21 protein-coding genes and 1 tRNA gene are annotated in these 25,909 nt (G+C 74.3%); 10 read left to right on the top strand and 12 right to left on the bottom strand.

What is annotated here, in order from left to right:
• Positions 1-20: 20 nt before the first annotated feature.
• The 4 genes from ACQPYX_RS26400 to ACQPYX_RS26385 form a co-directional block, all read right to left on the bottom strand.
• Entirely contained in the window at positions 21-272 is a 252-nt protein-coding gene (locus ACQPYX_RS26400; protein ID WP_433800265.1) for a hypothetical protein, read from the bottom strand.
• Between the two features lie 125 nt (positions 273-397).
• On the bottom strand, positions 398-886 hold the full coding sequence (locus tag ACQPYX_RS26395) for a MarR family winged helix-turn-helix transcriptional regulator (RefSeq protein ID WP_433800263.1): 489 nt from the start codon (positions 884-886) through the stop codon (positions 398-400).
• A gap of 71 nt (positions 887-957) precedes the next feature.
• A complete protein-coding gene (locus ACQPYX_RS26390) occupies positions 958-1,365 on the bottom strand; it encodes an NUDIX domain-containing protein (protein ID WP_433800262.1) in 408 nt (135 codons plus the stop codon).
• A gap of 26 nt (positions 1,366-1,391) precedes the next feature.
• Positions 1,392-1,462: transfer RNA gene (locus ACQPYX_RS26385), tRNA-Gln, on the bottom strand.
• A gap of 369 nt (positions 1,463-1,831) precedes the next feature.
• Between ACQPYX_RS26385 and ACQPYX_RS26380 the strand changes: the two genes are divergently transcribed.
• The 5 genes from ACQPYX_RS26380 to ACQPYX_RS26360 are packed head-to-tail and all read left to right on the top strand — an operon-like array spanning position 1,832 to position 7,335.
• Positions 1,832-3,541, top strand: a complete 1,710-nt coding sequence (locus ACQPYX_RS26380) for an exopolysaccharide biosynthesis polyprenyl glycosylphosphotransferase (RefSeq protein ID WP_433800261.1) — start codon at positions 1,832-1,834, stop codon at positions 3,539-3,541.
• Complete coding sequence (locus tag ACQPYX_RS26375) at positions 3,541-4,797, top strand: class I SAM-dependent methyltransferase (protein WP_433800259.1); 1,257 nt, start codon at positions 3,541-3,543, stop codon at positions 4,795-4,797. The genes ACQPYX_RS26380 and ACQPYX_RS26375 overlap by 1 nt, the downstream gene beginning before the upstream one ends.
• Before the next feature lie 21 nt (positions 4,798-4,818).
• Positions 4,819-5,640: a sugar phosphate nucleotidyltransferase gene (locus tag ACQPYX_RS26370; RefSeq protein ID WP_230758176.1), complete on the top strand. Its 822-nt coding sequence runs from the start codon at positions 4,819-4,821 to the stop codon at positions 5,638-5,640.
• Positions 5,641-5,644: 4 nt separating this feature from the next.
• On the top strand, positions 5,645-6,286 hold the full coding sequence (locus tag ACQPYX_RS26365; RefSeq protein ID WP_433800257.1) for a PIG-L deacetylase family protein: 642 nt from the start codon (positions 5,645-5,647) through the stop codon (positions 6,284-6,286).
• A gap of 23 nt (positions 6,287-6,309) precedes the next feature.
• Positions 6,310-7,335: an NAD-dependent epimerase/dehydratase family protein gene (locus tag ACQPYX_RS26360; protein WP_433800256.1), complete on the top strand. Its 1,026-nt coding sequence runs from the start codon at positions 6,310-6,312 to the stop codon at positions 7,333-7,335.
• Positions 7,336-7,426: 91 nt separating this feature from the next.
• Here ACQPYX_RS26360 and ACQPYX_RS26355 read toward each other — a convergent pair whose 3' ends face one another.
• On the bottom strand, positions 7,427-7,966 hold the full coding sequence (locus ACQPYX_RS26355; RefSeq protein WP_433800255.1) for a dTDP-4-dehydrorhamnose 3,5-epimerase family protein: 540 nt from the start codon (positions 7,964-7,966) through the stop codon (positions 7,427-7,429).
• A gap of 75 nt (positions 7,967-8,041) precedes the next feature.
• Between ACQPYX_RS26355 and ACQPYX_RS26350 the strand changes: the two genes are divergently transcribed.
• The 3 genes from ACQPYX_RS26350 to ACQPYX_RS26340 all read left to right on the top strand — a co-directional run bounded on the left by ACQPYX_RS26350 (position 8,042) and on the right by ACQPYX_RS26340 (position 14,135).
• Positions 8,042-9,205: a class I SAM-dependent methyltransferase gene (locus ACQPYX_RS26350; protein ID WP_433800254.1), complete on the top strand. Its 1,164-nt coding sequence runs from the start codon at positions 8,042-8,044 to the stop codon at positions 9,203-9,205.
• 230 nt (positions 9,206-9,435) lie between these two features.
• Positions 9,436-11,709: an O-antigen ligase family protein gene (locus ACQPYX_RS26345; RefSeq protein ID WP_433800253.1), complete on the top strand. Its 2,274-nt coding sequence runs from the start codon at positions 9,436-9,438 to the stop codon at positions 11,707-11,709.
• A gap of 8 nt (positions 11,710-11,717) precedes the next feature.
• Positions 11,718-14,135, top strand: a complete 2,418-nt coding sequence (locus ACQPYX_RS26340) for a Wzz/FepE/Etk N-terminal domain-containing protein (RefSeq protein ID WP_433800251.1) — start codon at positions 11,718-11,720, stop codon at positions 14,133-14,135.
• 356 nt (positions 14,136-14,491) lie between these two features.
• On the opposite strand, the gene ACQPYX_RS26335 is transcribed toward ACQPYX_RS26340, so the two are convergent.
• The 3 genes from ACQPYX_RS26335 to ACQPYX_RS26325 form a co-directional block, all read right to left on the bottom strand.
• Positions 14,492-15,553, bottom strand: coding sequence for a glycosyltransferase (locus ACQPYX_RS26335; RefSeq protein WP_433800250.1), 1,062 nt, complete (start codon positions 15,551-15,553; stop codon positions 14,492-14,494).
• The gene (locus tag ACQPYX_RS26330) at positions 15,550-17,535 is read right to left on the bottom strand and encodes a glycosyltransferase (protein WP_433800249.1); all 1,986 of its coding nucleotides are present in this window, start codon (positions 17,533-17,535) and stop codon (positions 15,550-15,552) included. Before ACQPYX_RS26330 ends, ACQPYX_RS26335 begins: the two co-directional genes overlap by 4 nt.
• 86 nt (positions 17,536-17,621) lie before the next feature.
• Complete coding sequence (locus tag ACQPYX_RS26325) at positions 17,622-19,409, bottom strand: flippase (RefSeq protein WP_433800248.1); 1,788 nt, start codon at positions 19,407-19,409, stop codon at positions 17,622-17,624.
• Positions 19,410-19,502: 93 nt separating this feature from the next.
• Between ACQPYX_RS26325 and galE the strand changes: the two genes are divergently transcribed.
• A complete protein-coding gene (gene galE / locus ACQPYX_RS26320) occupies positions 19,503-20,465 on the top strand; it encodes a UDP-glucose 4-epimerase GalE (protein WP_433800247.1) in 963 nt (320 codons plus the stop codon).
• A 42-nt stretch (positions 20,466-20,507) separates the two neighbouring features.
• Here the strand turns inward: galE and ACQPYX_RS26315 are convergent, their stop codons facing one another.
• Genes ACQPYX_RS26315 through ACQPYX_RS26305 form a run of 3 tightly spaced genes read right to left on the bottom strand, consistent with a single transcriptional unit; the run spans position 20,508 to position 23,495 of the window.
• Entirely contained in the window at positions 20,508-21,170 is a 663-nt protein-coding gene (locus tag ACQPYX_RS26315) for a hypothetical protein (RefSeq protein WP_433800246.1), read from the bottom strand.
• 13 nt (positions 21,171-21,183) lie between these two features.
• Entirely contained in the window at positions 21,184-22,299 is a 1,116-nt protein-coding gene (locus tag ACQPYX_RS26310) for a glycosyltransferase family 4 protein (RefSeq protein WP_433800245.1), read from the bottom strand.
• Entirely contained in the window at positions 22,296-23,495 is a 1,200-nt protein-coding gene (locus ACQPYX_RS26305) for a glycosyltransferase family 4 protein (protein ID WP_433800244.1), read from the bottom strand. The genes ACQPYX_RS26310 and ACQPYX_RS26305 overlap by 4 nt, the downstream gene beginning before the upstream one ends.
• A 334-nt stretch (positions 23,496-23,829) precedes the next feature.
• Here ACQPYX_RS26305 and ACQPYX_RS26300 point away from each other — a divergent pair, with 334 nt between their 5' ends.
• Positions 23,830-24,888 (top strand): glycosyltransferase family 4 protein, encoded by a 1,059-nt coding sequence (locus ACQPYX_RS26300; RefSeq protein ID WP_433800243.1) that lies wholly within the window; start codon positions 23,830-23,832, stop codon positions 24,886-24,888.
• A 46-nt stretch (positions 24,889-24,934) separates the two neighbouring features.
• On the opposite strand, the gene ACQPYX_RS26295 is transcribed toward ACQPYX_RS26300, so the two are convergent.
• On the bottom strand, positions 24,935-25,882 hold the full coding sequence (locus tag ACQPYX_RS26295; RefSeq protein ID WP_433800242.1) for an aminotransferase class IV: 948 nt from the start codon (positions 25,880-25,882) through the stop codon (positions 24,935-24,937).
• Positions 25,883-25,909 lie beyond the last annotated feature (27 nt).

Here is a 25,909-nt window from a genome sequence, read left to right as displayed (position 1 = left end):
CCGCCGGAAACGACCGCCGGTCAGGGCGTGGCGGTGCGGACCCGCTGCTCGACCGGGAGATAGCCGGTGCGGTCGTCGAGCGGCGTCCGGACGTCGTAGCGGCACTCGTCGTGCACGACGGCCGGGCCCCAGACCCACACCCGCGGTGCCTCCCGCGGGGCGAGACCGACCACGCGCACCGTGCCGTCGGCGTCCGGCGCGACGGCCCGCAGGCACACCGGGCACCGGGTGGCGGGTGCCGTGGCGGAGCGCGGTCGGGTCGGTGTGCTCATCGGCGGCGCTCCCGGGCGAGGAGGGATCTGCCCGCGCGGGCAGGAGTGACCCGAAGAGATTGCACGCAACCGATCGGAGAGGCAAGGGCCCGTCCGGGCGGACGGGTGGTCCTGCGCCGCCGGGCTCAGCGACGGGCGACCTGCTGCTCCTGCAGGGTGGTCGCGGTGCGCAGCCGCTCGGCGAGCTCGTCGAGCTGGCCGCGCAGGGCGGCGAGCTCGGACCCGCTCATGCCGGTGGCGCGCTCGACGTCACGCTGCACGGCACGGGCCCGGTCGTAGAGCTCCCGGCCCTCGTCGGTGCAGGCGATCTCCAGGGTGCGCTCGTCCTCGGGTCGGCGGCGCCGGGTGACCCGACCCTGCTTCTCCAGCCGCTTGAGCAGCGGGGAGAGGGTGCCGGAGTCGAGGTGCAGCTGCTCGCAGAGGAAGCCCATGGACACGGCGTCGTGCTGCCAGAGCACGAGCATCACCGCGTACTGGCTGTACGTCAGCCCCAGGGCGTCGAGGCCCTGGCGGTAGCAGGCGGTCATCGCCCGGGAGGCAGAGTGCAGTGCGAAACACAGCTGCCCGTCGATCGTGAACGGCTGCGTACCCGTTCCTGCCTCGGCCGTGGTCATTCTCTGAGGGTAAACGCTTGTTGCGCTTCGTGTGAGATCCTCACTGTCCGGACACTGATCGATCCGGAGCGTCACACCCGCGGCAGCAGCCCCGCCCGCTCGAGGATGCCGAACAGGTCGGTGGTGAGCGGCAGCCGGGCGAGCTCGGCCGCCGTGAACCAGCCGGCGTCCGCCGCGTCGTCCCCGGCCCGCAACTCGCCCCCGACGACGTCCGCGGTGAAGTCGTGGATCTCGAAGACCACGTCGTCGGGGCCCGGGCGCTCGAGCACGAGCCACTCCGGTCCCACCGTCACGACGATCCCGGTCTCCTCGGCCACCTCGCGGGCCGCGGCCTCGGCCGGCGACTCGCCGGGTTCGACCCGCCCACCGGGCAGGGTCCAGCGCCCGGCCTGCGGTGCCCGGCCCCGACGGACGAGCAGGAGGCGACCGGCGGCGTCGTGGACGACGGCCCCGGCGGCGGCGACCCGCGTGCCCTCCACGACGCTCCTGCTCGCTCGACGTGCTGCTCCGCCGCCTGGATTCGAACCAGGATCATCGGAACCAAAATCCGAGGTGTTGCCCTTACACCACGGCGGATGGGCGGACCGGCGGTCCGCAGCGCTCATGGTGACACGGCGCGCCGGAGAGTCCCCGGTCGCGCCCGTGACCGGGGACCGGCGCCCTCGTTGATCCCCACCAGGAGCCGCGGTCGGGACGCATGACGTGACTCACGCGGGGCCGGCGCGCAACCCGCCCGGCGCACGTGCGTCTCTCGTGGTGGAGAACCCGATCCGCCGGCCGGTGGCGGACGCCGTGCGAGGGAGGTGGGCGCGTGGAGCGGACACACGAGGTGTGCGCGGGCCACCCGCCCGGCCACCCGCACCACCGCACGGGCGACGATCGACGTCGGGCGACGGGAGTGCGGCCAGCGGGCCGCGTCCCGGCGCTCAGAAGAGGGGCGAACGCGTGAGCGGCACCGAGCTGGACGGCCGGACCGATCCGGCCGACACCGGCGAGATCCCGGCCACGCCGGAGCGGGGCGGAGCGCGACCCGCGGCGGCGGAGACGCAGCGGAGCGGAGCCCGACCGCGCGCTTCGGAGACGCAGCGGAGCACCCGGGCGGGCGGGGCGCCGACCACCACGGCACACCCGCCGTCGGGCGAGCCCGCGGGCGCTCCCGAGCCGTTCGTGGACCCGGACCCGACCGCGCCGGGCTTCATCCGCATCTGGGACGACGAGGGCCCCGGGCAGCCGGGCAGCGTCGCCACCGCCACGAGCTGGCAGTCGAAGTTCGCGCTGGCGGTCGCGGCGAGCGACCTGCTGGTGCTGGCCGTGTGCGCCGTGCTCGGCGCCCTGATCGGCTTCGGCGCGGGCAGCGCGGACCGCGGCACCAACCCCTGGGCGCTCGCCGCCGTCTCGATGGTGCTGGTGCCGTTGGCCATCGGTGCGTCCCGGGCCTGGGACCCGCGGGTGCTGGGGCAGGGCTCCGAGGAGTGGAGCCGCCTGATGCGCGGCTACGTCACCGCGGCGATCCTGCTCGCGCTGGCCGGCCTCGTGCTCGAGCGCACCGGTGTGCGGCCCTGGGTGTTCGGCATCCTCCCGATCGCCGGGCTGCTCTCGATGGCCGGCCGGTACACGCTGCGCCGCTGGCTGCACCAGGCCCGCAAGCGTGGCCGCGGCCTGCTGCCCGTGCTCGCAATCGGCACCGAGGAGTCGGTGCGCGACCTCATCGAGCGCACCCGGCGCGTCGCCCACATCGGCTGGGTGGTCACCGGTGCCTGCACGCCGACCGGCCTCGGGGAGGACGGCCAGGGCCACGTCGCGGGCGTGCCGGTGATCGGCGACCTCGACTCGCTGCCCGCCTCGGTGCGCTCCGGCCGCTTCGGCGTCGTCGCCGTGGCCCAGACCCCGGGCTGGAGCCCGAAGCGCCTGCACCGCCTCGCCTGGGACCTCGAGGGCACCGGCTCCGAGCTCGTCGTCGACCCCGGCCTCATGGAGGTCGCCGGGCCGCGGCTGCACGTGGCGCCGGTGGACGGCCTGCCGCTGCTGCGTCTCACCGAGCCCCGGCTCTCGGGCGTGCCGCGGATCGGCAAGCTGCTCGTCGACCGGGTGGCCTCGATCGGGCTGGTGCTGGCCCTCGCGCCGGTGTTCCTGCTCATCGCGCTGTTCGTCAAGCTCGACGGCGGGCCGGTGTTCTACCGGCAGACCCGCGTCGGGCTGCGCGGCCGGACGTTCCGCATGGTCAAGTTCCGCTCGATGGTCCCGGACGCGGACCGGCTCCGTGCCCAGGTGGTCGCGGGCGGTAACGACGGGTCGGGTCCGCTGTTCAAGCTGCGCCGCGACCCCCGGGTGACCCGGATCGGCTCGATGCTGCGCCGCTACTCTCTGGACGAGCTCCCGCAGCTGTTCAACGTCGTCGGGGGCTCGATGTCGCTGGTCGGGCCCCGCCCGCCGCTGCCCGGAGAGGTCGACGCCTACTCCGACGCCGCCAAGCGCAAGTTCCTGGTGCGGCCGGGCATGACGGGTCTGTGGCAGGTCAGCGGCCGTTCCGATCTGTCGTGGGAGGAGTCGGTCCGGTTGGACCTGCGCTACGTGGAGAACTGGTCGCCCGCCATGGACCTGGTCATCCTGTGGAAGACGGTCTCGGCCGTCTTCCGGGGTGACGGGGCCTACTGATGGGGGCGCCGAGCCTGGCCTGCCGCCTGTGCGGCTCGACGGAGCTGGAGAGCTTCGTCGACCTGGGGGCCACCCCGCCCTGCGAGCTGTTCCTCACCGCCGAGGCGCTCGAGGGCCCGGAGCCGACGTTCCCGCTCCACCCGCGGGTCTGCCGCTCGTGCCTGCTGGTGCAGCTGCCGCCGCTGATCGACCCGGACGAGACGTTCACGGAGTACGCGTACTTCTCGTCCTTCTCCACCTCGTGGGTCGAGCACGCGCGCCGGTTCGTCACCGCGGCCACCGAGCGGGCGGGCCTGACGAAGGACTCGCTCGTTGTCGAGGCCGCCTCGAACGACGGCTACCTGCTGCAGCACGTCGTCGCCGACGGCATGCGCGCGGTCGGCGTCGAGCCGAGCGTGAACGTGGGCCAGGCGGCCCGTGACAAGGGCGTCCCCACCGTCACGGCGTTCCTCTCGCCGGAGACCGGGGCGGCGGTGCGGGCCGAGCACGGTCCGGCCGCCCTCGTCGTCGCGAACAACGTCTACGCGCACATCCCCGACGTCGTGGGCTTCACGCAGGGGCTGCGGGCGATGCTGGCCGACGACGGGTGGGTGTCGATCGAGGTCCAGCACCTGCTGACCCTCGTGGCCTACCGGCAGTTCGACACGATCTACCACGAGCACTTCCAGTACTACACGGTCGGCACCGCCATCAAGGCGCTGGCCAGCGGCGGGCTCGACCTGGTCGACGTCGAGCTGGTCCCGACCCACGGCGGGTCGATCCGGCTGTGGGCCCGGCCGAGCGAGCTGGGGGCCGAGCGCTCACCCGCCGTCGGGAAGGTCCTCGCGGACGAGGCCAAGGCGGGGCTGGACACCGTCGAGGGCCACGCGGGCTTCGCGCGGGAGGTCTCGCGCATCCGCAACGACCTGATGCGCTTCCTGATCGACGCGGCCGACGCCGGCAAGACGGTGGTCGGCTACGGGGCGCCGGGCAAGGGCAACACGCTGCTCAACTACTGCGGCATCCGCCCCGACCTGCTCGCCTACACCGTGGACCGGAACCCCTACAAGCACGGGCGGTACACGCCCGGCACGCGGATCCCGATCCACCCGCCGGAGCGCATCGACGCCGACCGGCCCGACTACGTGCTCGTGCTGCCGTGGAACCTCCGCGACGAGATCACCGCCCAGCTGGCGCCGGTGGCCGAGTGGGGCGGCAAGCTCGTGTTCCCGATCCCGGCCCTCGAGGTCGTGGAGCCCGGCAGCAGCCCTGCCTGAGTCAACCCGAGAGGTACTGCAGTGAAGGTCGTCCTGTTCTGCGGCGGTTTCGGCATGCGGATGCGGGATGGGGACTCCGACGTCCCCAAGCCGATGCAGATGGTCGGGCCGCGCCCGCTGATCTGGCACGTGATGCGCTACTACGCCCACTTCGGGCACAAGGAGTTCATCCTGTGCCTGGGCTACGGCTCGCACCACATCAAGGACTACTTCCTGAACTACCGCGAGACGGAGTCGAACGACTTCACCCTGCGGGAGGGGCAGATCGAGCTCGGCGGCTCCGACATCGCCGACTGGACGATCCACTTCGTCCACACCGGCCTGGAGTCGCCGATCGGTGAGCGGCTGCGGCGGGTGCGCCACCTCGTCGAGGACGACGAGATGTTCCTGGCGAACTACGCCGACGTCCTCACCGACGCCCCGCTCGACCAGATGGTCAAGCGGTTCTCCGACTCGGACGCCGAGGCGGCGCTGCTGGCGGTGCTCCCGCAGGCGGTGTTCCACATCGTCGAGTCCGACGCCGACGACCGGATCACCTCGATCCACCCGGTCACCGACATGGGCGTGCGGGAGAACGGGGGCTACTTCGTCCTGCGGCCCTCGGTCATCGACCGCATCCCGGAGAACGGCGACCTCGTCGGCGACGCCTGCACCGCGCTCGCGGCCGAGGGCAAGCTCATGGGCTACCCGTACGAGGGCTTCTGGCTCCCGGCGGACACCCTCAAGGAGCGCAACCAGCTCGAGGCCTCCTACCGCGCGGGCACCCGCCCGTGGATGCTGTGGGAGAAGGAGCCGGACATGACGCCGCTGGAGAGCCTCGTCACCCGCGAGCTGCAGCACTGACGTGATGCGGCGGCTGGTCCCGGAGCAGCTCGACGAGCTGGTCCTGCTCGGCGCGCACTGCGACGACATCCCGATCGGCGCGGGCGGCACGGTCCTGACGATCTGCCGCTCCCGCCCGGGGCTGCGGGTGCGCGCGCTGGTGCTCTCCGGGGGCGGCACGCCCCGCGAGGCCGAGGAGCGCGCGGCGCTGGCCGCGTTCTGCCCGGGGGCCTCGCTGGAGGTCACCGTGCTGGACATGCCGGACGGGCGCCTGCCCCACCACTGGGACTGGGCGAAGGAGGCGCTGGAGTCCTTCCGGCGCACCACCGAGCCCGACCTGGTGCTCGTCGGCCACCGCGCCGACGACCACCAGGACCACCGCGAGCTCGCCCGGCTCGTCCCCACCGTCTTCCGCGACCACGCCACCCTCGGCTACGAGATCCTCAAGGCCGAGCCGGACCTGGCGCAGCCGCCGCTGCTCTGGCCGCTATCGCAGGAGGCCGTGGACGACAAGATCCGGCTGCTGCACGAGCACTACCCCTCGCAGACCGGTCGCACCTGGTTCGACGACGAGGCCTTCCGCGGCCTCGCGCGGATCCGCGGGGTGCAGGCCGGGGTCCGCTACGCCGAGGGCTTCCACCCGACCCGCCTGCTGGTGGGTGTCTAGAACACCGAACGGAGCTGTTGCACGTGCGCGTCCTGCTGACCGGCCACCAGGGCTACCTGGGGACCCTGGCCTCCCCGATGCTCGCCGCCGCGGGGCACGAGGTCGTCGGCCTCGACTCCGGGCTGTACGCCGACTGTGTCCTCGGGTCGCTGGAGCAGCCCGACCCGCCCGCGCTCGCCGTCGACCTGCGCGACGTCACCGTCGAGCAGCTGCAGGGGTTCGACGCCGTCATCCACCTCGCGGCGCTGTCGAACGACCCGCTGGGCTCGCTCGCCCCGGAGCACACCTACGACATCAACCACCACGCCTCCACGCGGCTCGCGCGGCTGGCGAAGGAGGCCGGGGTCGGTCGCTTCGTCTACGCCTCGACCTGCTCGGTGTACGGCGCGTCCGGCACCGACGACGTGCTCGACGAGGAGGCGCCGATGAAGCCGGTGACCCCCTACGCCGAGTCGAAGGTGCGCGTCGAGTCGGACCTGGTCGACCTGGCGTCCGACGAGTTCGTGCCGGTCTCGATGCGCAACGCGACCGCCTTCGGCTTCTCGCCCCGGCTGCGCGCCGACATCGTGCTGAACAACCTCGTCGGCCACGCGGTGCTCTCCGGCCGCATCCTGGTGATGAGCGACGGCACGCCGTGGCGTCCGCTCTGCCACGGCCGCGACATCGTCTCCGCCGCCATCGCGGCCATGGAGGCGCCGGCCGAGGTCGTCCGCGCCCGGGCGTTCAACGTGGGCCGCACCGACAACAACGTGCAGGTCCGCGACATCGCGGAGGCGGTCAAGGTCGCGGTGCCGGAGGCCGAGCTGATCGTCACCGGCGAGACCGGCGGCGACCCGCGCTCGTACCGCGTGGACTTCTCCCGCATCGAGAAGGAGCTGCCGGAGTTCCGCGCGTCGTGGTCGCTGGCCGACGGCGCCGCCGAGCTGCTGCGCGAGTACCGCGCCCGCGGTCTGACCCAGGAGTCGTTCGACCGGCGCTTCACCCGCCTCGCCGTGCTCCACGCCCGGCAGGAGGCCGGGACGCTGGACGCGACGCTGCGCCCGGTCTAGGCCGCCGCTGGCCCGGCGTGAGGGGAACATCCGCCCGCCCCACCCGCGTGAGGGGACCCCTCACGCGGGGTGGGGCGGGGCGATCCTCCCCTCACAGCGTGGCGAGGAGGTCCTGCCACGAGCCGGCCGTCCGGTCGCGCTCGGAGATCGCGGTGACCTCGACCGGCCAGTCGATGGCCAGGTCGGGGTCGTCGTGGGCCACCCCGATGTCCTCGCCGGGCGCGTGCGGCCGGTCGATGCGGTAGCAGACGTCGGCGTCGGTGATCGCCTGGAAGCCGTGCAGCAGCCCCGCGGGGACGTACAGGTGGTGGTGGTCGACGTCGTCGAGCCGGAAGCTCGCGACGGTGCCGAACGTGGGCGACCCCCGGCGGGCGTCGACCAGCACGTCGTGCACCGCCCCGTGCGCCACGCGGACCAGCTTGGCCTCGCCGGCCCCGCGCCGGCCGTGCATCCCGCGGATCGTGCCCGCCCGGGAGCGGGACTGGCTGTCCTGGGCCAGGGCGCCGAGGTCGACGCCGTGCTCCGCTCCGATCGCGGTGTCGAACGTGCGGGTGAAGAACCCGCGGTCGTCCCGGTGGGGGGTGGGGACGAACACCAGGACACCGTCGATCGCGCTCGTGCGAACCTCCATCACCGAAGCCTCCCATCCGGGTCGAGCTTCGCTCCGCTCCGTCTCCCACCATCCGTCGTCAGGAAGGACCGACCCGTGTCGACCCGCGAGGTCTCCGAGACCGTGACCTGCCGCTGGTGCGGCTCGACGTCGGGGACGGTGGTGCTCGACCTGGGCGACCAGCCCGCGGCCGACCACTTCCCGGCGGTCGACGACCCGGGTCCGGACCCGGTCCACCCGCTGCGGATGTGGCTGTGCTCCGGGTGCGGCCTGGCGAACCTCGCCGAGGACCCGACGACCCCGGAGGAACCGCGCGGCGCCGAGCCGCAGGCGATGATCGACCAGGCCCGCGACGCGGTCGGCCGGGTGCGCGACGCCGGGCTGCTCTCGGCGCCGGACGGGACCGCCCGGACGACGGTGACGGAGTTCGGCAGCCCGCACGGCGGGTCGTGGCTCGACCTGCTCGCCGACGTCGGGCTGTCCCCCCTGCCGGAGGGGGAGGGCGCGGACCTCGTCATCGACTGCTTCGGACTGATGCACGACGCCGACCAGGCCGCGGGTCTGGCGCGCCGGGCCGCGGCGGTGGCGCCCGAGGGCACCCTGCTGCTGCAGTTCCACACGCTCGCCGCGATCGTCGCCGACGGCGGGTGGAACGCGCTGCGGCACGGGCACTTCGCCTACTACTCGACGCCGGTGCTGGTGCGCATGCTCGCCGAGGTCGGGTTCGAGGCCACGCACGCCTTCCGGTTCGACCTCTACGGCGGGACGGTGCTGCTCGCCGCCCGTCGGCACGGCGTGGGCGGGCCGACGGAGCCCGCGTCGGTGGACGCGCTCGTCGCGGCGGAGACGGCCGCGGGGGTCCTCGACCCGGCGGTCGTCGGGACCCTCGAGGGCGCGACGGCGGCGAGCGCGGACGCGCTGGCCGAGCACCTCTCCGCCGTGCGCGACGCGGGGCGCTCGGTGCTCGGCTACGCCGCGGCGTCGCGGGCGGTGCCGCTGCTCAACCGGGCCCACATCGGGCCGGACCTGCTCCCGGCGGTGGCGGACGGGTCGCCGGGCAAGCAGGGCCGACGCTTCCCGGGGGTGCCGGTGCCCATCGTGGGTCCCGACGAGGTGGCGCGGCGGGGGCCGGACGAGGTCGTCCTGTTCGTCACCGACCTGCTCGAGGAGATGCGGGGCCGCATCCCGGAGGTGGAGGCCGCGGGCGGGCGGTGGGTCGTCGTCGACCCCGTCGTGCGGGTGGCGGAGCCGCGGGCGTGAGGTGACCCATGTCACCGGGGGCGCACGCGCGCGAGCGGCGCGGCGTCTTGCGGAACGGCCCCGGCGGACGGGCCCGCCCACCGGCGGGTGACCGGGCTGTCGGAGGGCGGTCCTAGACTGCCCGGGCGGGAGCGGCCGACGCCGCCGTCCGGCCGAGGGACCGACGCGGCCGGACGTGTGACGGGAACCGTACGGCCGGACCGACACGATCGAGGGATGGGACGCGTGGCATGACGGCAGTCGAGGCCCACCGGCCCCCGGGCTCCGCGCCCGGGCCCCGGGCCCCGCGGCAGCAGCCCGGCCCGCCGACGGGACGGCGCTCGAGCCCGCACCTGCGCGTCGCCGTCGCCGTCGTGGTGCTGACGACGCTGCTCGCCGGCGGCATCACCTTCGCCGGGGTGTTCGCCTCGGTCGGCCGCTGGCAGAGCACCTCCGAGGTCGTCTTCAACTCGACGATGCCGACGGACTCGAACATCGCCCGCGGCTCGCGCTACGTGCAGGACCGGCTCAGCACGTGGGAGACGCTCGGCAGCAGCGAGGCCGTGGCCCGCCGTGCCGCCGAGATCGGGGCGCGGCCCGGCAACACCCCGTTCGACCCCGCCACGGTGAGCATCTCCTCCAAGCACCTCACCGCGACCGAGATCCTCGAGGTGACGGTCACCTCCGACGACGCCGCGACCGTCTCGGCCGACGCGGGCACCGCGGCGCAGGCGCTGGCCGACGTCGTCGTCGGCAGTGAGCGCTACCCGGGGTCGGCCGACTCCAAGGTGACCGCGCGCGTGGTCAGCACGGGTGGGCCGGCCGTGGACCACGGGGTCCAGGAGGCCCGGTGGTGGGGCATCGTCGGCGCGGTCGCCGGCTTCGTCCTCGCGCTGCTCGCCTGCTCGCTGCTGCGTCCCGGGCGCTGGTCGCGCGACCTCGCCCCGTTCACCATCCGGTCCCGCCGCCGCATGGTCGAGCTCAACCAGGCCGTGATGCACGAGGCGCTGCGCGACCTGGTCGTGGGCGGGCTGCGCTCGCCGGTCGGCAAGGTCACCGTCGGCATCGCCGCACTGTCGATCGTCGGCTACGGGCTGACCGGGCTCGCGATCTTCCCGCTGATCCCGGTGCTCGCGGCGGCCGTGTGGACCTGGAAGAAGGCCGACCCGCGCTGGTCGTCCGCGGCGCTGCTGTTCACCGGCGTCGGCGTCTTCCCGGAGAAGGTCGACCTGGTCAAGCTCGGCCCGGTCACCCCGACGGTCCTCGAGGTGTCGCTGCTCCTCGCGTTCGTGCTGCTGCTGCGCGGGCGGGGGATCGCCCGGTCGCCGCGGCCGCTGTTCACCTGGCCGATCATCGCCATCCTGAGCGCCGCGACCATCGGCGCGGTCGCCGCGCTGGCCCTCGGCGGCTCGTTCAGCCTGATGATCGACAACTATCGGGCGCTGCTGATGGTGGCGGCCTTCTTCCCGGTGTACTACGCCTTCGCGCGCCGCCCCCACCAGCTCATCTCGGTGATGCTCTCGATCGCCGGGGTCTGCAGCTCGATCGTGCTGGTCGCGGCGGTCATGGGCTGGTCGCGTCTGCTGGTCGACGAGCGCAGCTCGGTCATCACCGGCTCGGACACCTCGTCGGTCGCGCGACTCTCGGGCCCCACGCTCGACATGTGGGCGCCGCTGCTGATCCTCCTGCTCTCCGCGCTCATGCCGCGCCGGCCGCGGTGGCTGTGGATCGGGCTCGTGCTGATCGGCGTGCTGCACGAGGCGGCGAGCTTCAACCGCTCCACGTGGGCGCCGCTGATCCTGCTGATCGTCGCCGTCGCGGCGGTCACCCACGGGCCGAAGGGCCTCGTCCGCCGGGCCGCGGTGCTCGTCGTCGTCGGGGCCATCGGGCTCAGCGTGGCCCTCACCGGCCTGGCCGGCGGGCAGGCCAAGGCGATCGCGCTGCGCGCCACGAGCGTCGTCACCGGCCAGGCCTACGGCGAGGACAGCCTCCCGGACCGGTTGCGGGAGAACGCGGCCGCGTACGCCACGCTCGAGCGGCAGCCGTTCGTCGGCGTCGGCGTCGGGCAGTACTACGGCGGCGAGCTGCCGCAGTACAACAACGACCTCAGCCGCCCGTACGTCGACCCGCGCCCGTACATCCACAACCAGTACCTGCGGATCTGGCTCTACATGGGCGTGTTCGGCCTGTTCGCCTACGCGTTCGCCGGCACGCGGATCCTCTCCACGGTGCTGCTGTCCTGGCGCCGACGATCTCCGGGCGCACCGATGGTGGTGGTCGTCGGGATGGGCCTCGCCTGTCTCGCGGCCCAGTCCAGCCTGCAGACGATGCTCGTCGACCGACCCGCGATCCTCACCACGGTCACGCTCATGGCGGCGCTCGGGGCGTTCGCCACGTGGTCGCCGTGGCCGGTCCGGCCGGTCCCCGGGATGCGTCGGCCGGGGCCTCCCGGGGCACCCGTCCCGATGCCGCCGCCGGGCCCACCCCGACGACCTGCCGTCCCCGCAGGCACCATGGAGGAGTGAGCACACCGATGACCGTGACGTCAGCGCTACGCAAGGCGTGGTGGGTGCTCGTGCTCGGTGCCGTGCTCGGCGCCGTCGTCGGACTCGTCGTGGACCTCCGCGTGTCGGGGCAGGGCTACACCTCCCAGGCCCAGGTCCTCGTCTCCGGCGGCGGGGGCGGGGACGCCGACGAGGTCTACAACGCGAACCAGTACGTCAACCAGCGGATGTCGACGTACGCCGAGTTCGTCACGAGCGACCAGGTCCTCGGCCCGGCCGCACAGCAGCTCGGCATCTCGGAGCCGGACCTCGCCTCGCGGGTGACGGCGAACGCCGGCAGCGAGACCACCGTGCTCACCATCGACGTCCAGGGCGCGAGCCCGGACGACGCCGTCCGCTCCGCGCGGGCGGTGACCCAGTCGTTCACCCAGGCGGTCCAGGTCCTCGAGACCCCGGCGCCGGGCCAGCCGCCGCGCATCACCACCGACGTCACGGGCGACCCGTCCACACCGACGCAGAGCCAGTCGAACTCGGTGCTGCGCGTCGCGGGCGGGGCGCTCGCCGGGCTCCTGCTGGTGCTCGTGGGTGTGGTGCTCTACGGCTCGCAGGCCGTGCGCCGTACCGGGAACCGGGTGCTCGCGTGGGTCTCCAGCGACCCCGACGGCGCGCGGCCGCCGATGATGGGCCCGCCCACCGGCGCGAACCCGGTCCTCGGGCCGCCGCCGGGCTACTACCCGCCGCCGGGTCGTCCCCTGCCTCCGCCGCCGCGGCCCTCCGGGCCGCCCGCGCCGCAGCCGGCCGTCGACCCGACGCCGACCACGCCCGTCTCCGCGGCCCAGCTCGCGGCGGCCAAGGCGGCGGCCGGTCAGCCGGAGGCGGCGCAGCGCTCGCCGGGTGGCCCGCAGGGCGGTCGGGACGGCGAGTCCGGCGGCACGCCCGCCGCGGCCTCGGGGCCGTCCGGTGGTCCCGGTGGTTCGGGGTCCTCACAGGGTGCCTCGAACGCGCCGAAGTCCTCGGGGGCGCCGGGGTCGCAGGGTTCCTCGGGGTCGCAGGGGTCGCAGGGTTCCTCGGGTTCCGAGAGCAGTGGCGCGGGCAAGGCCGGGGCGGTCGCCGCCGGTGCCGCCGGTGCCGCCGCCGCAGTGGGCGCTGCCGCGGCCGCGGCGAAGTCCGGGAGCGGATCGAGCCCTGCCCAGGGGCCTGGTCCGCAGCAGAACGGGTCCGGCGCCGCCGGGCCGAACGGTCGGCCGGGCCCGGGTGGCCCGTCCAAGCCGCCTTCCGGGGGAGCGGCGTCGCCGAGCCCAGCCGGAGGCGCGAAGCCGAGCCCGGGCGCGAAGAACGCGGGGCCCGCGAACGGTGTGAACGGCCAGGCCGCCGGTGGGCGCGGACAGGGGCCTTCCGGTCCCGGTACGTCGACCCCCGGCACGAACGGCAACGCCCCGAAGGCGGGCCCGGCCCCCAGCGGCCCGAAGCCGCAGGCCGGCCCGGCGCAGAACGGTGCGCAGGGGCAGCAGGGCGGGCCGAAGCCCGCCGGTCAGCAGCAGCCCGGTTCCCAGCAGGCGGGCGCGAAGCCCGGTGGCCCGACCGGCGGCGCCGGTCAGCAGCAGGGCGGCCCGAAGCCGGCCGGTCAGCAGCAGTCCGGGCCGCAGCAGTCCGGGCCGCAGCAGTCCGGGCCGCAGCAGTCCGGGCCGCAGCAGTCCGGCCAGCAGCAGTCCGGCGGCAAGCCGGCCGGGCAGCAGCAGTCCGGCCAGCAGCAGTCCGGCGGCAAGCCGGCCGGGCAGCAGCAGGGCACGCCGCAGTCCGGCGCGAAGCCGGGCGGGCCGCAGGCGGGCCAGCAGCAGACCGGCGCCAAGCCGGGTGGCGGGTCGAACGGTGCGGCGGGGCCGCAGGGCCCGAAGGGCTCCGGTCCCGGGCAGAGCGGTTCCACCCCGTCGCAGCCCGCTCCGTCGTCGTCCGGCCCGGCTGCGTCCGGTGGACCCTCGTCGTCGGCCCCGGCGGGTGCGTCGAAGCCGTCGCCCACCGCGAAGGGCGCCACGAACGGCCAGAACGGTCAGGGCAAGCCCGGCCCGGCGCCCAAGCCGGCTCCGGCGGTCAACGGGGCGGGCGCTGCACCGAAGGCAGCGGCGGGCCCGGACGGGGCGTCGGACGCGCCGACCACCACGGTCGGGACCTCGCCGTCGTCGTCCTCCCCGACGCCGCGCCGCCCCGCGCCGGGCAAGCCGGTGTCGATCAAGCCGAAGAGCTCGTCGTCGCCGACCCCGAGCGTCACGCCGGGTGGCAACACCCCGCCCGCGCGCAACGGAGGCCTCGACGCCGACACCGTCGCGGTCGACATGCGCCGCAAGGGTGGGCCGAGCCCCACACCGCGTCCGCGCCCGAACGGCACGCCGAACCGCGTCGGTTCGGCCGCCTCCGGCGACGGCGACCGCGGCGGTTCGCGCGACGCCTGACCCGGTCCCACCTCGACGGCCCGGCCCCGGAGCACCCGCTCCGGCGCCGGGCCGTCGTCGTTCCCAGCCGCGAGGGGCACGTAGGGCAGGTGTCCGGGGCGTGGGACCTGCGTGGTGTCACTCTCGCGCGGTGGTGGCGCGGGGCGCCCGCCGCGAGAGGCACGGGGCTCGCGCGGGGGTGGCGCGCGGCGCCGGCCGCGAGGGGCACGTAGGGCAGGTGTCCGGGGCGTGGGACCTGCGTGGTGTCACTCTCGCGCGGCGGTGGCGCGCGGCGCCGGCCGCGAGGGGCACGTGCCCTGGCACGGCGCGGCCCGACGAGGCGGGCGCCCGCCGCGAGGGGCGCGCCCACCGCCGGTCTACCCGACCAGAGGTGCCCTTCGCCCAGCGGCGGCGACCCGCGTGAACACCGACGTCCACCCCTCGGCGGCGCGGTCGGCCGAGAAGTACGCCAGGTAGTGCGACCGTGCCGCCGCGCCCACCTCGGCGGCCACCTCCGGGTCGGCCAGCCGGCCGAACACACCGGACAGGCCGGCCACGTCGTCGATCCCCAGCGGCGGCAGGGACGGCGGGGCGAACTCGGGCAGGCCCCCGGAGTCGGACACGATCGTCGGGACGCCGAGCTGCATGGAGAGGACCTGGACGCCGCTCTGGGTCGCGAGCCGGTAGTGCGCGAGGGAGCCCTTCGCGCGCGCCAGGTCCGGGAGCACGTCGGCGTAGGAGAAGTGCTCCCGGCGCCACTCGACGTGCGCGGGCAGGGTGAGCTCGGACAGCGGGCCGTTGCCGAGCAGCACCAGGCGGTCCCCACGATACGAGGGCGACGCCACGTGCGCCGCCCACGCCCGGAGCGCCACCTCGACGTTCTTGTACGGCGACATGCGACCCAGCAGCACGAAGTCGCGCCGCGCGGCCGCGGGCACGGGCACGGCCGGGAGGGCCGATTCGGGCACGTCGGAGGTGACCGGCACGACGTCGACCCGCCGCCCGAACCGCGCCGAGAGCACGGCGGCCACGTGGGCGCTCGGCGCGACGACCGCGGCGGCCGACCGGGTCTGGTGGTCGAGCACCGCCCGCTGGTGCCACGGACGGACCTCGGTCGCGTCGTGCGGCCGGTCGTCGTGGACGATCTGTACCAACGGCGCGAGCCGCGTCATGGGCAGCCACCGCGGGTCGTGCATGAGCTCGGAGACGACGACGTCCGGGGCGAACCGGCGGGCCTCCGCGGTCACGCGGGCGAGGGCGGGGAGGGTCCGCGGGTCCTTGATGGCCGGGTCGAGGACCCGCTCGTCGGGACGGGCGGCGACCTTCTCGTAGTGCTGGTCGGTGGTGACCACCAGGCACTCGTGGCCGGCGGCGGTGAGGGCGTCGACCTGCACCCGGGTGAGCGTGCGCAGCCACGGCGACAGCCAGAGGATCCTCACAGCAGCTCCGCGGGGTCGGCCGGGGCGCCGGGGATCGGCCGGTCGAGCAGCCGCGCGAACGCCCGCTGGTAGGCGTCGGCCATCGCGGCGTCGGTGTAGTGGGTGAGCGCCCGCTCGCGGCCGGCCGCGCCGAGGGCGGCCAGCCGGTCGCGGTCGGTCAGCGCCGCCGTGAGGGCCTCCGCCCACGTCTCGACGGTCGCGGGGGAGACCACGACCCCGGCGGCACCGTGCCCCAGCATCTCCGGCACCGTGCCGCTCGCCGAGGCCATCACCGGCACACCGCGGGTCATGGCCTCCACCATGACGAGCGGGAACGCCTCGAAGTCGCTCGGCACGCAGAGCACGTCGGTCTCGGCGAACGCGGCGTCGGGCCCGGACACCTGCCCGTGCCAGCGCACCCGGTCACGGGCCGCCTGCGGCGTCCGCGCCTCGAGGCGGGCCTTGTCCGGGCCGTCGCCGAAGACGTCGAGCGTCCAGTCGTCCCGCCCGGTGGCGAGCAGGGCGTCGACGAGCAGCAGCGGGTTCTTGTACTCGACGATGCGGGAGAGCATCGCGAACCGGACGGGCTCCGTGCCGGTCGCCCGGAACGGCCGGGGCGCGGCGGCGGGGATGCCGTTCGGGGCCGCCATGACGACGTCGGTGAGGGCCTGGTGGCGCGTCAGGTCGACGTGGTGCTGCGCGGAGAGCACGAGCAGGGCGTCCGCGGAGCGCAGCACGGACGCGACCGCCCCCGAGTACGTCGGCCGGTCGAGCCGGGCCGGGTCGTGCGTGGCCGGCATCCACCGCCGCCGCTGACCCGTGACGCGCCCGAGCGCCCGCCAGGCGCGCGCGAAGGCGACCTCGGTGTTGGTGACCCCGCCGACGACGACGGCGTCCTCGCCCGCCACCTCGACGGTCGGCTGCCACCACGGGACGAACGCCAGGCGCACCCGCGGGTCCAGCTCGGCGGTGTACAGGCCCAGCCCCTGCAGGCAGACCAGCGTCACCGGGTGCCCCCGGTCCACCAGGGCGTTGGCCAGCAGCACCCGCTGGCGCTCGGCGCCGCCGAGGGTGAGCTGGTTGGTGGTGACGACGACGCCGGGCCGGCCCGCGGCCTGCTCGGTCTGGGCCTCCCGACGACGACGGCGGTCGGTGCGCTTGGAGCGCTGTACGCGGTCGAGCACGGCCGCGCCGAGGGAGAAGACGGTGCCGGGCCCGCGGTTGCCGGCGTTGCCCAGCGCCATCACCTGGGCGGCGCGCAGCAGGTCGACGCCGCGCTGCGAGGCGAGCGGGTCGCCGGTCTGCGTACCGGCGGCGGCGTGGCGGACCTGGGGGCCGTCGTCGTCGACGAGCTTGAGCGTCCAGCCGGCGCGGCGCGCGGCGGGCTGCCAGGTGGCGTCCTCGCCGTAGACGAAGAAGCGCTCGTCGAACGGGCCCAGCGCCTCCCAGGCGTCGCGGGAGAGCAGCAGGCAGCACCCGGCCATGTAGCCGTCGACGTCGTGCGGGGCCTCGGGGTAGAGGTCGGAGAGCCCCGCGAGGCGGGGATGGTCGCGCAGCCGCTTCGCGTAGCCGGCGGCGTTGAGGAGGTTGCGCAGCACGCTCTGCTCGCGATGCGCGACGTCCCACGGCTGCTCGCGGCCCTCGGGGTCGAGCACGGTCGGCGAGACCGCGGCGACGCGGGGCTGCGCGAGGGCGGCCCGGGCCGCGGTCAGCGGACCGATCAGCTCCGCGTCGGGGTTGAGGTGCAGCATGTCGGCGTCCGGGCACTGCGCGGCGAGCCGGTTCATCGCGGCGATGTAGCCGAGGTTGGACTCCGAGAACGTCCACCGGACCTGCGGCCAGGAGGTGGCGAGCGCCCGGACCTCGTCCGACCCGGACGACGCGTTGTCCCACACGTGGACCGGCGAGTCGGGGAGGTGCTTCTCGACGCTGCGCAGGGCCCGGTCCAGCAGGTCGGCCCGCCGGTAGGACACGATCAGGACGGCCAGCTCACGACCCGACACGATCCTCGGTCTCCTTCGCCGTCCCCGCGGAATCCGGACACGGCGATCGTGGCACGACACCCGGAGTGACCCGGCGCCCGCCCCGGTCAGCCCTTCCGGATGACGCGCATCTCGACGAACTTGCCCTGCTGGCGCATGCGGATGGTCTGCAGCGCCGCCAGTTCGAGCTCCATGGTCGGCACGTCGGTGATGTCGGCGAAGTCGCGACGGCCGACGCTGCGGGTCCCGGCGGCGACGGTGGGCCGCATCTGCGCCGTCTCCGCGTCCAACGCGTCGCGGCCCTCGGGCACCCGCGCCATGCCGGGCAGCACGGTCGTCGCGGCGTCCAGGCCGACGCCGGCCGGGTCGATCCGCGGCTCGACGGTGGGCGCCGACGGGGCGACCCCGATCCCGTCGTCGGCGTTCTCGGCGGCCGCCTCGGCCTCCATGCGGTCGAGGCTCTTCGGGCGCAGCGCCCCGAGCAGGGCGTTGCGCATGGCCGGGGGGATGGCGCCGACGAGCAGCGCGCCGACGAAGTAGGCGATCCCGCCGGCGGCGAGCGGGATCAGCAGCGGCAGGTCGTAGGTCAGCCAGATCGCGCCGAGGGCCAGCAGGCCCGCGGGCACGAGCCGGGCGAGGTAGCCGAACGGCAGCGGGTGCACGCCGTGGCGGCGCAGCCGCCACTGGGAGGCGAGCACGCCGATCGTCTCGGTGACGATCAGCATGATGCCGCAGGCGACGGCACCGAGGTGCGGGATGAGGATGATGTTCCCGACGATGTTGATGCCGAGGTTGATCGTCGACATCGTCGTCAGGTAGCGCTGCTCGTGGGCGGCGATGAGGCCGTCCGAGACGATCGCCGACAGGAACGTCATCGCCACGGCGATGAAGAAGAACTGCAGCGGCGGTCCGGCGAAGGCGCCGACGCCGTTGGACCCGCCGACGAGGTCGGCCATGCGTTGCGCGAGCGGCCACCCGATCACCGCGATCGGGAAGCCCATGAGCAGCAGGAAGCGGTAGCCCTGGTCGACCGCGCGGGCGAAGCGGGCCCGGTCGGAGTTGTAGGTCTCGTTGATCGTCGAGAGCACCGAGCGTTCGAAGACCTGCGAGATCAGCGTCAGCGTGAACGCGATCTGCAGGGCGGCGTAGTAGCCGCCGATCTGTTCGGAGGTCCCGAGGATCGAGAGCAGGAGCCCGTCCGCGCGCCAGTACAGCACCGCGATGATCGAGATGATCGTGAGCGGGAAGGCCTCCTTGAGGAGCTTCCACATCTGCGGCCAGTCGACCACCCAGGTCAGCTGGGCCAGGCGGCGCGCGCCCCACCACTGGATCACCAGGCGCAGCGCCTGCGGGATGATCTGCACCGCGCACATGGCGAGCAGACCCCAGTCGAAGTAGGCCACCGACGCGGCCGCCGAGAGGGTCAGCACCCGCGAGAAGAACTCCGCTGACGCCGCCGACGAGTAGCGCACCTTGACGTCGAAGACCGGCTCGTAGCAGGACGAGATCGTCGTGAAGATCAGTCCGACGGCGAGCACGCCGACGGCGGCCTGCTGCTCGACGTCGCCCCAGTAGACCCCGAAGCCCGCGATCGCGGCGATGATCGCCAGCGGGACCGCGTACATCGTCGAGAAGGAGATGTTCATCCCGACGAGGCGTTCGAGGTTCCCCCCGTGCCCGGCGACGCGGCGCACGATGATCGTGCCGAGGCCGAGCTCGGTGAACGCCTCGAAGCTCTGCGCGAAGACGACCGCCGCGGCCAGGACGCCGTACCCGCCCTCGCCGAGGTAGCGGGTGGCGATGCCGAGCGTCACCATCGACAGCGGCAGCGCCGAGAACTTGGCGAGCACCTGGATGGCGACGCCTCGTGCGATCGCCGTGGACCGGGTGCTCATCGTTGGCGATGCTACTCGTGGGGGTCCGGAGCGGTCCCGGGCGGCGGTCCCCTCCCCGGGGTTGCGCGGGTCGCTGACTAGGGTGACCTCCCGATGGACGTCCGGAGCTCCACCTGGCTGCTGACCGGCGGTGCCGGGTACATCGGGTCGCACGTGCTGCGGGCCCTGCGGGCCGCGGGCCACGACGCGGTCGTCCTCGACGACCTGTCGACGGGGCTGCGCGAACGCCTGCCCGACGACGTCGAGCTGCTGCACCACGACCTGCTCGACCCCGGCCTGGGCACGGTCCTGGCCGACCTGACGCGTCGTCGGGACGTGGCGGGCGTGGTGCACCTGGCGGCGAAGAAGTCGGTGCCGGAGTCGGTGGCCGCGCCGCTGACCTACTACGAGCACAACGTCGGCGGGACGGTCGCGATGCTGCGCGCGGCGACGGCCGCGGGCATCGGACGGTTCCTGTACTCCTCCAGCGCGGCGGTGTACGGCGAGACCTCCGCCGAGCCGGTCACCGAGGACCACCCCACGCTGCCGACCAGTCCCTACGGTGAGACGAAGCTCGCGGGGGAGTGGGCGGTCCGCCGGCACGCCGAGGCCGAGGGGCTCGGCTGGACGGCGCTGCGCTACTTCAACGTGGCGGGCACCGCGTCCGCGGCGCTGGCCGACCGGGGCGCGACGAACCTGCTGCCGCTGGTGGAGCGCGCGGCGCGCACCGGCGAGCCGGTCAAGGTCTTCGGGGACGACTGGCCGACCCCGGACGGCACCTGCCTGCGCGACTACGTGCACGTCGAGGACCTGGCCGAGGCCCACGTCGCGGCGGCCGCGGCGCTGCTCGGGGGTCGCTCCCCGGGAGCGCTCAACGTGGGCCGCAACGCGGGGACGAGCGTGCTCGAGGTGATCGCCGCGGTGTCGGCGGCGCGGGGACAGCAGGTGCCCTACGAGGTCGTCGGGCGCCGCCCGGGCGACCCGGCCCGCGTGGTGGCCGACGCGTCGCGGATCGCCGAGGTCCTCGGGTGGCGCGCGGAGCGCGACATCGACGCGATGTGCGCTCCGCGCCCGTGAGTACTCATCCGTGCTCCGGCACGGATGAGTACTCACAGGCCGTCAGGCACCCAGCGTCCCGTCCGCACTCAGCTTGCGGTAGTACCCCGACAGGTCCATGCGGCGCTTGGCGTTGACGGTGGACTTGCCCTCGTCGACGAACAGCCGCAGCGGGATCGCGCGGAAGTCGAAGCTGACCCGCGAGGTGTCGGTGTCGTTCGGGTAGTTGCCGTGGCGGTTGTTCACGGCGTCGAACCGGAACACCTCGCCGGGCTCGACGACGGCGGGCGAGAAGGTGTCGCTGCCCGGGGTGTCCTCGATCCACATCGAGTTGGTGCCGTAGGCGCGGGTCAGCGGCAGCCAGTAGTTCAGCGTGGCCGGCTGGTGGTTGTAGTCGGAGTCCTTGTGGAACTCCGACACCGCCACGCTGCCCGGGCGGTGCACGCGGAAGGTGGGGACGCGCTGGACGGCGAGGTCCTCGCCGTACTGCGGGAGGATCCACTCGACCAGGAAGCGGTCGTAGAGGTCCCGGACCTGGTCGTACTCGCGGTAGAAGATCGAGTGGTCGTCGGAGTCCTGGTCGTGGTTGTCCACGTCCGCCCGGCGGCCCAGCTCGTGGATCTTCTCCAGGTCGGGCGTGTCGAGGATCTTCGCGACGACGGTCGAGAAGGGGAACTCGATGGGGTCGTACGTGAGCACGGTGCCGTGCTCGCTGCGGTCGGCCATGGCCGGTTCCTTCCTACTGCGGGGGAGCGAGGACTTCGCGGTACATCGCCACCAGGCGGTCCGCCCAGGCGTCGGCACCGAACGGTGCGACGCTCTCGCGGGCCCGGGCACCCAGCTGGACCCGGACCTCGTCGTCGGAGAGGAGTTTGTCCAGGGCGGCGCCGAGGGCCGCCGGGTCGTTGACCGGGACGACGACGCCGTTGTCGCCGTCGCGCACGAGGGTGGCCAGGCCACCGACCGGGGTGACGACGGGGCACAGACCCCAGGCCATCCCCTCGAGGACCGACATCGGCAGGCCCTCCCACCAGCTGGGCAGCAGCAGCAGCTGGGCGTCGCGCAGCAGCGCGTCCCGCTCCGCCGGCCCGATCCAGCTGCGGACGTCGACGCCGGCCCCGAGGCCCGCCGCGGCGACCGCCGCGTGCACCGCGTCGATGTCGCCGTGCCCCGCGAGCGTCACGTGCAGGCGCTCGCGGTGCTCCGCGTGCAGCCCGGCGACCGCGTCGAGGAGGTCGAACACGCCCTTGCGGTCGATGAGCCGGCCCAGGAACACCGCCCGCACGGGGCTGCCGTGCGGGTCCCGCTCCGGGAGCTCCGCCGGCCACTCCACCGGGTTCGCGACGACGACGACGCGCTCGGCCGGGAGGCCGAGCCGGCTCGTGTAGGTCTCGCGGGCGCCGTCGGCCAGCACGATCACGCGGTCGGCCCGCAGCAGCCACGCGACGACCGGGCGCAGCGGCGCCGGCAGGCCGTCGAACCACTCCGCGAACGCGCCGGCGTGGGTGTGCAGCACGGTCGGGACCCCGCGCCCGCGGGCGACGGCGACGATCACGCCCTTGCGCAGGGCGGAGAGTCCCTTGGCGACGTGCAGGTGCACCACGTCGACCCGGCCGCCGAGGACGAGCGCGAGCGCCCGGGCGATGCCGCCGACCATGAGCCGCAGCCGGCGCAGGAGGCCGGTCTCGTCGTAGGTCGTCACCACGCGCACCGCGACGTCGTCGCGGGCGCCGAGGAAGCGCACGTGCAGCCGCTGCACCGAGGAGATGCCGCCGGGCGTGCCCTCGGCCTGACCGACCACGAGGACGCGGAGGGGACCCGCGACCCGTCGTCGGGAACGCTGCGTGGACGTCACCGGCGGGCCGGGTCCACCGTCGCGTACGCGGCGAGCAGGGCGGTCTGGGAGTGCGACCAGGAGAGTGCCCCCGCGACGCGCTCGCGGCCGACCTCACCCATCTGCTTGCGCCGCACCGGGTCGTCGAGCAGGTCCGAGACCAGCGCGGCGTACTCGTCGACGTCGTTCGGGCGGGCGAACAGCGCGGCGTCGCCCGCGGAGACCCGGCTCTCGGTGAGGTCGAACGAGACCATCGGCAGGCCCATCGCCATGTACTCCATGATCTTGTTCATGGTGGACACGTCGTTGAGCGGGTTCAGCGGGTCGGGCGCGAGGCCCAGGCACGCCGTCGAGAGGTAGCGGCGCACGTCCGGGGTGTCGGCCATGCCGGTGAACGTCACCCGGTCGTCGAGGCCGAGCCGGTGGGCGAGGTCGACGACGTCGTCGAACGCGTCGCCGCCGCCGAGGAACGCGGCGTGCCAGTCGTCGCGGCGCTCGGCCAGCCGGGCGAGGGCTCGGACCGCGTAGTCCACGCCGTCCTGCGGGCCCATGACGCCGAGGTAGACGAGCAGGTGCTCCTGACCCCGGGCGAGGTCCGGCTCGGGCGGGACCTGCTTGAAGCGGTCCAGGGCGGGGGCGCTGCGGACGGTGAACGCCTTCGAGCCGTGCACCCGGCCGCGGCCGACGGCCTTCGACCGGTAGCTCTCGTTGGTGGAGATGACCACGTCGGCGGACCGGTAGGTCAGGAACTCCATCAGCCGCAGGCCCCAGTAGAGGGCGTCGCGCTTCGGGCGGAAACGGGAGAGGTAGAGCTCGGGCACGAGGTCGTGCTGGTCGAAGACGACCTTCGTGCGGCCGCCGCTGAGCACCTTGAGCACCAGCGCGACCACGAACAGCAGGTCCGGCGGGTTGCACAGGTGGACGACGTCGACCGGGGCGCGGCGGTGCACCGCCCGCGCGAGCCGCACCGAGTGGAACAGCGCGGTGGCGTACTCCTTCAGATAGCCCTGCGGGCCGCCGGACGCCGCCTGCAGCGGGTACCGGTGGATCCGCACGCCGTCGACGGTGGCCTCGCGCTCGGTGTCGCGCTCGGTGCCCCGCGGGCAGATGACCTCGACGTCCCAGCCGTGGTCGCGCAGCGTCGTGGCCTCCTGCCACACGCGCCGGTCGAACGGCACCGAGAGGTTCTCGACGAGGATGAGTGCTCTGCCGGGCAAGTCTCGTCTTCCGTCCTGTCGGGGGCCAGGGCCGACCCGAGCGGAGGCCGTTCGGGCTCGGACCACGGTAGCGAGGGGGTGTCGGTCCTCCGTCGGGTGCCCGGCGTCGGCACGCCTCACTGTCCAGAGGACGCGCGGCGACCTGCCCGGTTGTCGTGACGCACGGCTCGGTGCGCCGGTCCCGGGTGCGACGATGGGGTGGACCGCCGCGGGGCCGCGCGGCGGCGGCCGCTCGCAGGGTCGACGTCCACCTCCGGCGAACGGGCCGATCCCGGACATCGGTAGCGTCGCGGTAGCCCGAACGGGTCACGAGTCACAGGGGGAGTCCGAGGACATGCACGTACACGTGGAGCTGCCCGAGGAGCTCGACGTGGAGGAGTACCGGCTGCGGAACGCGCGCGGCGAGATTCCCGACCACACCCCCTACGGCCTGCACCACATCGGCGACGACGGCGACGTCGTCACCTTCCGCCGGCCCGCGCACGGCGTGGTGGCCTACGCCTCGCGCAAGGTCCGCAACCGGCTCGACGGCTACGAGGCCGTCACCGCCGTGACCGGCGCCGTCCAGCGTCGCGGTGCGGACGCCGTCCTCTGCATGGACGAGCGTACCGGCGTCCCGGCGCTGTTCACCTCCCCGCGCCGTCCCGTCGTCACCGGGATCGGCTGGCTCGAGCGTCCCGACATGCTCGGGCGGTCCGAGCGGATCGCGACGACGCGCGCGCTGAAGCGGGCGGCCGGGATGTTCAGCCAGTCCCCGGGCGTGGTCCCGATCCTGCGCGAGCACTGGGACGTCGACCCCGGCCGGGTGCACGGGGTGACGCTCGGCATCGACCCGGACTTCTATCCGGAGCAGCCGTGGGACGCGCGCGACCCGGGTGGGGTGACCATCACCAGCGTCGGGGACGACCGCAACCGCGACCACGACACGCTCGTGGCCGCCGTGGAGCAGGTCCGCGCGGGCGGCGTCCCGGCCTGGCTGGAGCTGGCGACGACGATCCCGGTCACCCTCGCCCCGGACGCCGGGGTGGTGCACGCCCGGCGCATGAACGCGGCGATGCGGGGGCTCTACCGGCGCTCGACCGTCGTCGCGATCGCGCTGCGGTCCAACCCGGTGGGCGCCGGCCTCACGGTGGCGCTGGAGGGGCTGGCCAGCGGCCGTCCGGTGGTCGCGACGGACAACCCGGGCATGGACCACTACGTCGACCACGGCCGCACCGGCATCCTCGTGCCGCCGGACGACCCGGCGGCGATGGCCCGCGCGATCGCCGACCTGCTCTCCGACCCCGAGCGGGCGGCCGCGATGGGCGCCGAGGGCCGCAAGGACGTCGAGACCCGCTTCACCTCGGCGCACATGGCGCGCGAGCTCGCCGACATCGTCCGCGGCGTGCTCTAGGCCTTCCCGACGACGGTGGCGGCGCCGGCCGTCGTCGGGAAGGGCGCTACGACGTGACGAGCGCGCGCCCGGCGTCGGTGGCGACCATCTCCACGCCGTCGAGGACGTCCTCGCCGCGCATCACGCGCAGGTAGGCGGCGCGCAGCCGCGCCAGGACGCCGTCGACCGGGTAGGCGAACCCGTCGATCTCCGAGACGAGGGTGAGCTCGGAGATCGTGCCGGCGATGGCGGCCTCCTGAGCCGCGAGCAGCTCGGTGCGGTCGATCGGGCGGCGGACGAGGCGGAGCCCGTCACGCTCGACGATCCGCTCCAGGATGCGCACGGTGAGGCTGTCGAGCGCGCCCTCCGACGACGGCGGCACCACGACCTCGTCGTCGATCAGGGCGACGACGCACGCCCCGGTGGCCTCGGCGACGCGGCCCTCCCGGTTGAGCAGGATCGCGTCGTCGTAGCCGAGCCGGCGCGCCTCGATGCGGGCGAGGCGCGCGACGACGTAGTTCGCGCTGCTCTTCACCCGGGTGGGCAGGTCGACGTCGGTGCCGCGGCGCCAGGTGGAGACGCCGAGGCGCATCGGCTCGCCCGACTCCTTCTGCTGCGTGAACGCGGTGATCACGAGCTGGGCGCGGGTGCCCTCGCCCCAGTGGCCCTCGGTCACGTAGAGGGTGGGGCGGAACCACAGGTCCCGCTCCCGCACGAGGAGCTCGGCCGCGAGCTGCTCGAGGCGGCGCAGGAACTCGGGGTAGTCGAAGTCCACCGGGATGTGGAAGAGCTTCGCCGATCGGAGCAGCCGCTCGTAGTGCTCGCGCGGGGTGCGCAGCGAGAAGGTCTCGCTCGCCGGGTCCCAGTAGCCCTTCACGCCCTCGAACACCGAGAGCGCCCGGGTGAGGGCCTCGGCCGAGATGTGGATGCGGACGTCGTCGTAGGGGACGAGCTGACCGTCGACCGACGCCCACGGCGGGGTCTGGAGCTGAGAGAGCGACGCGATGTGCGCCATGTGTCGGTTTCCTCCCCGAATGAACCA

This window comes from Actinomycetospora sp. CA-084318 (genome assembly GCF_050955885.1).
Taxonomy (GTDB): domain Bacteria; phylum Actinomycetota; class Actinomycetes; order Mycobacteriales; family Pseudonocardiaceae; genus Actinomycetospora.
The sequence above is the reverse complement of the archived record's forward strand: the minus strand, read 5'-3'. Positions and strand labels throughout refer to the sequence as shown.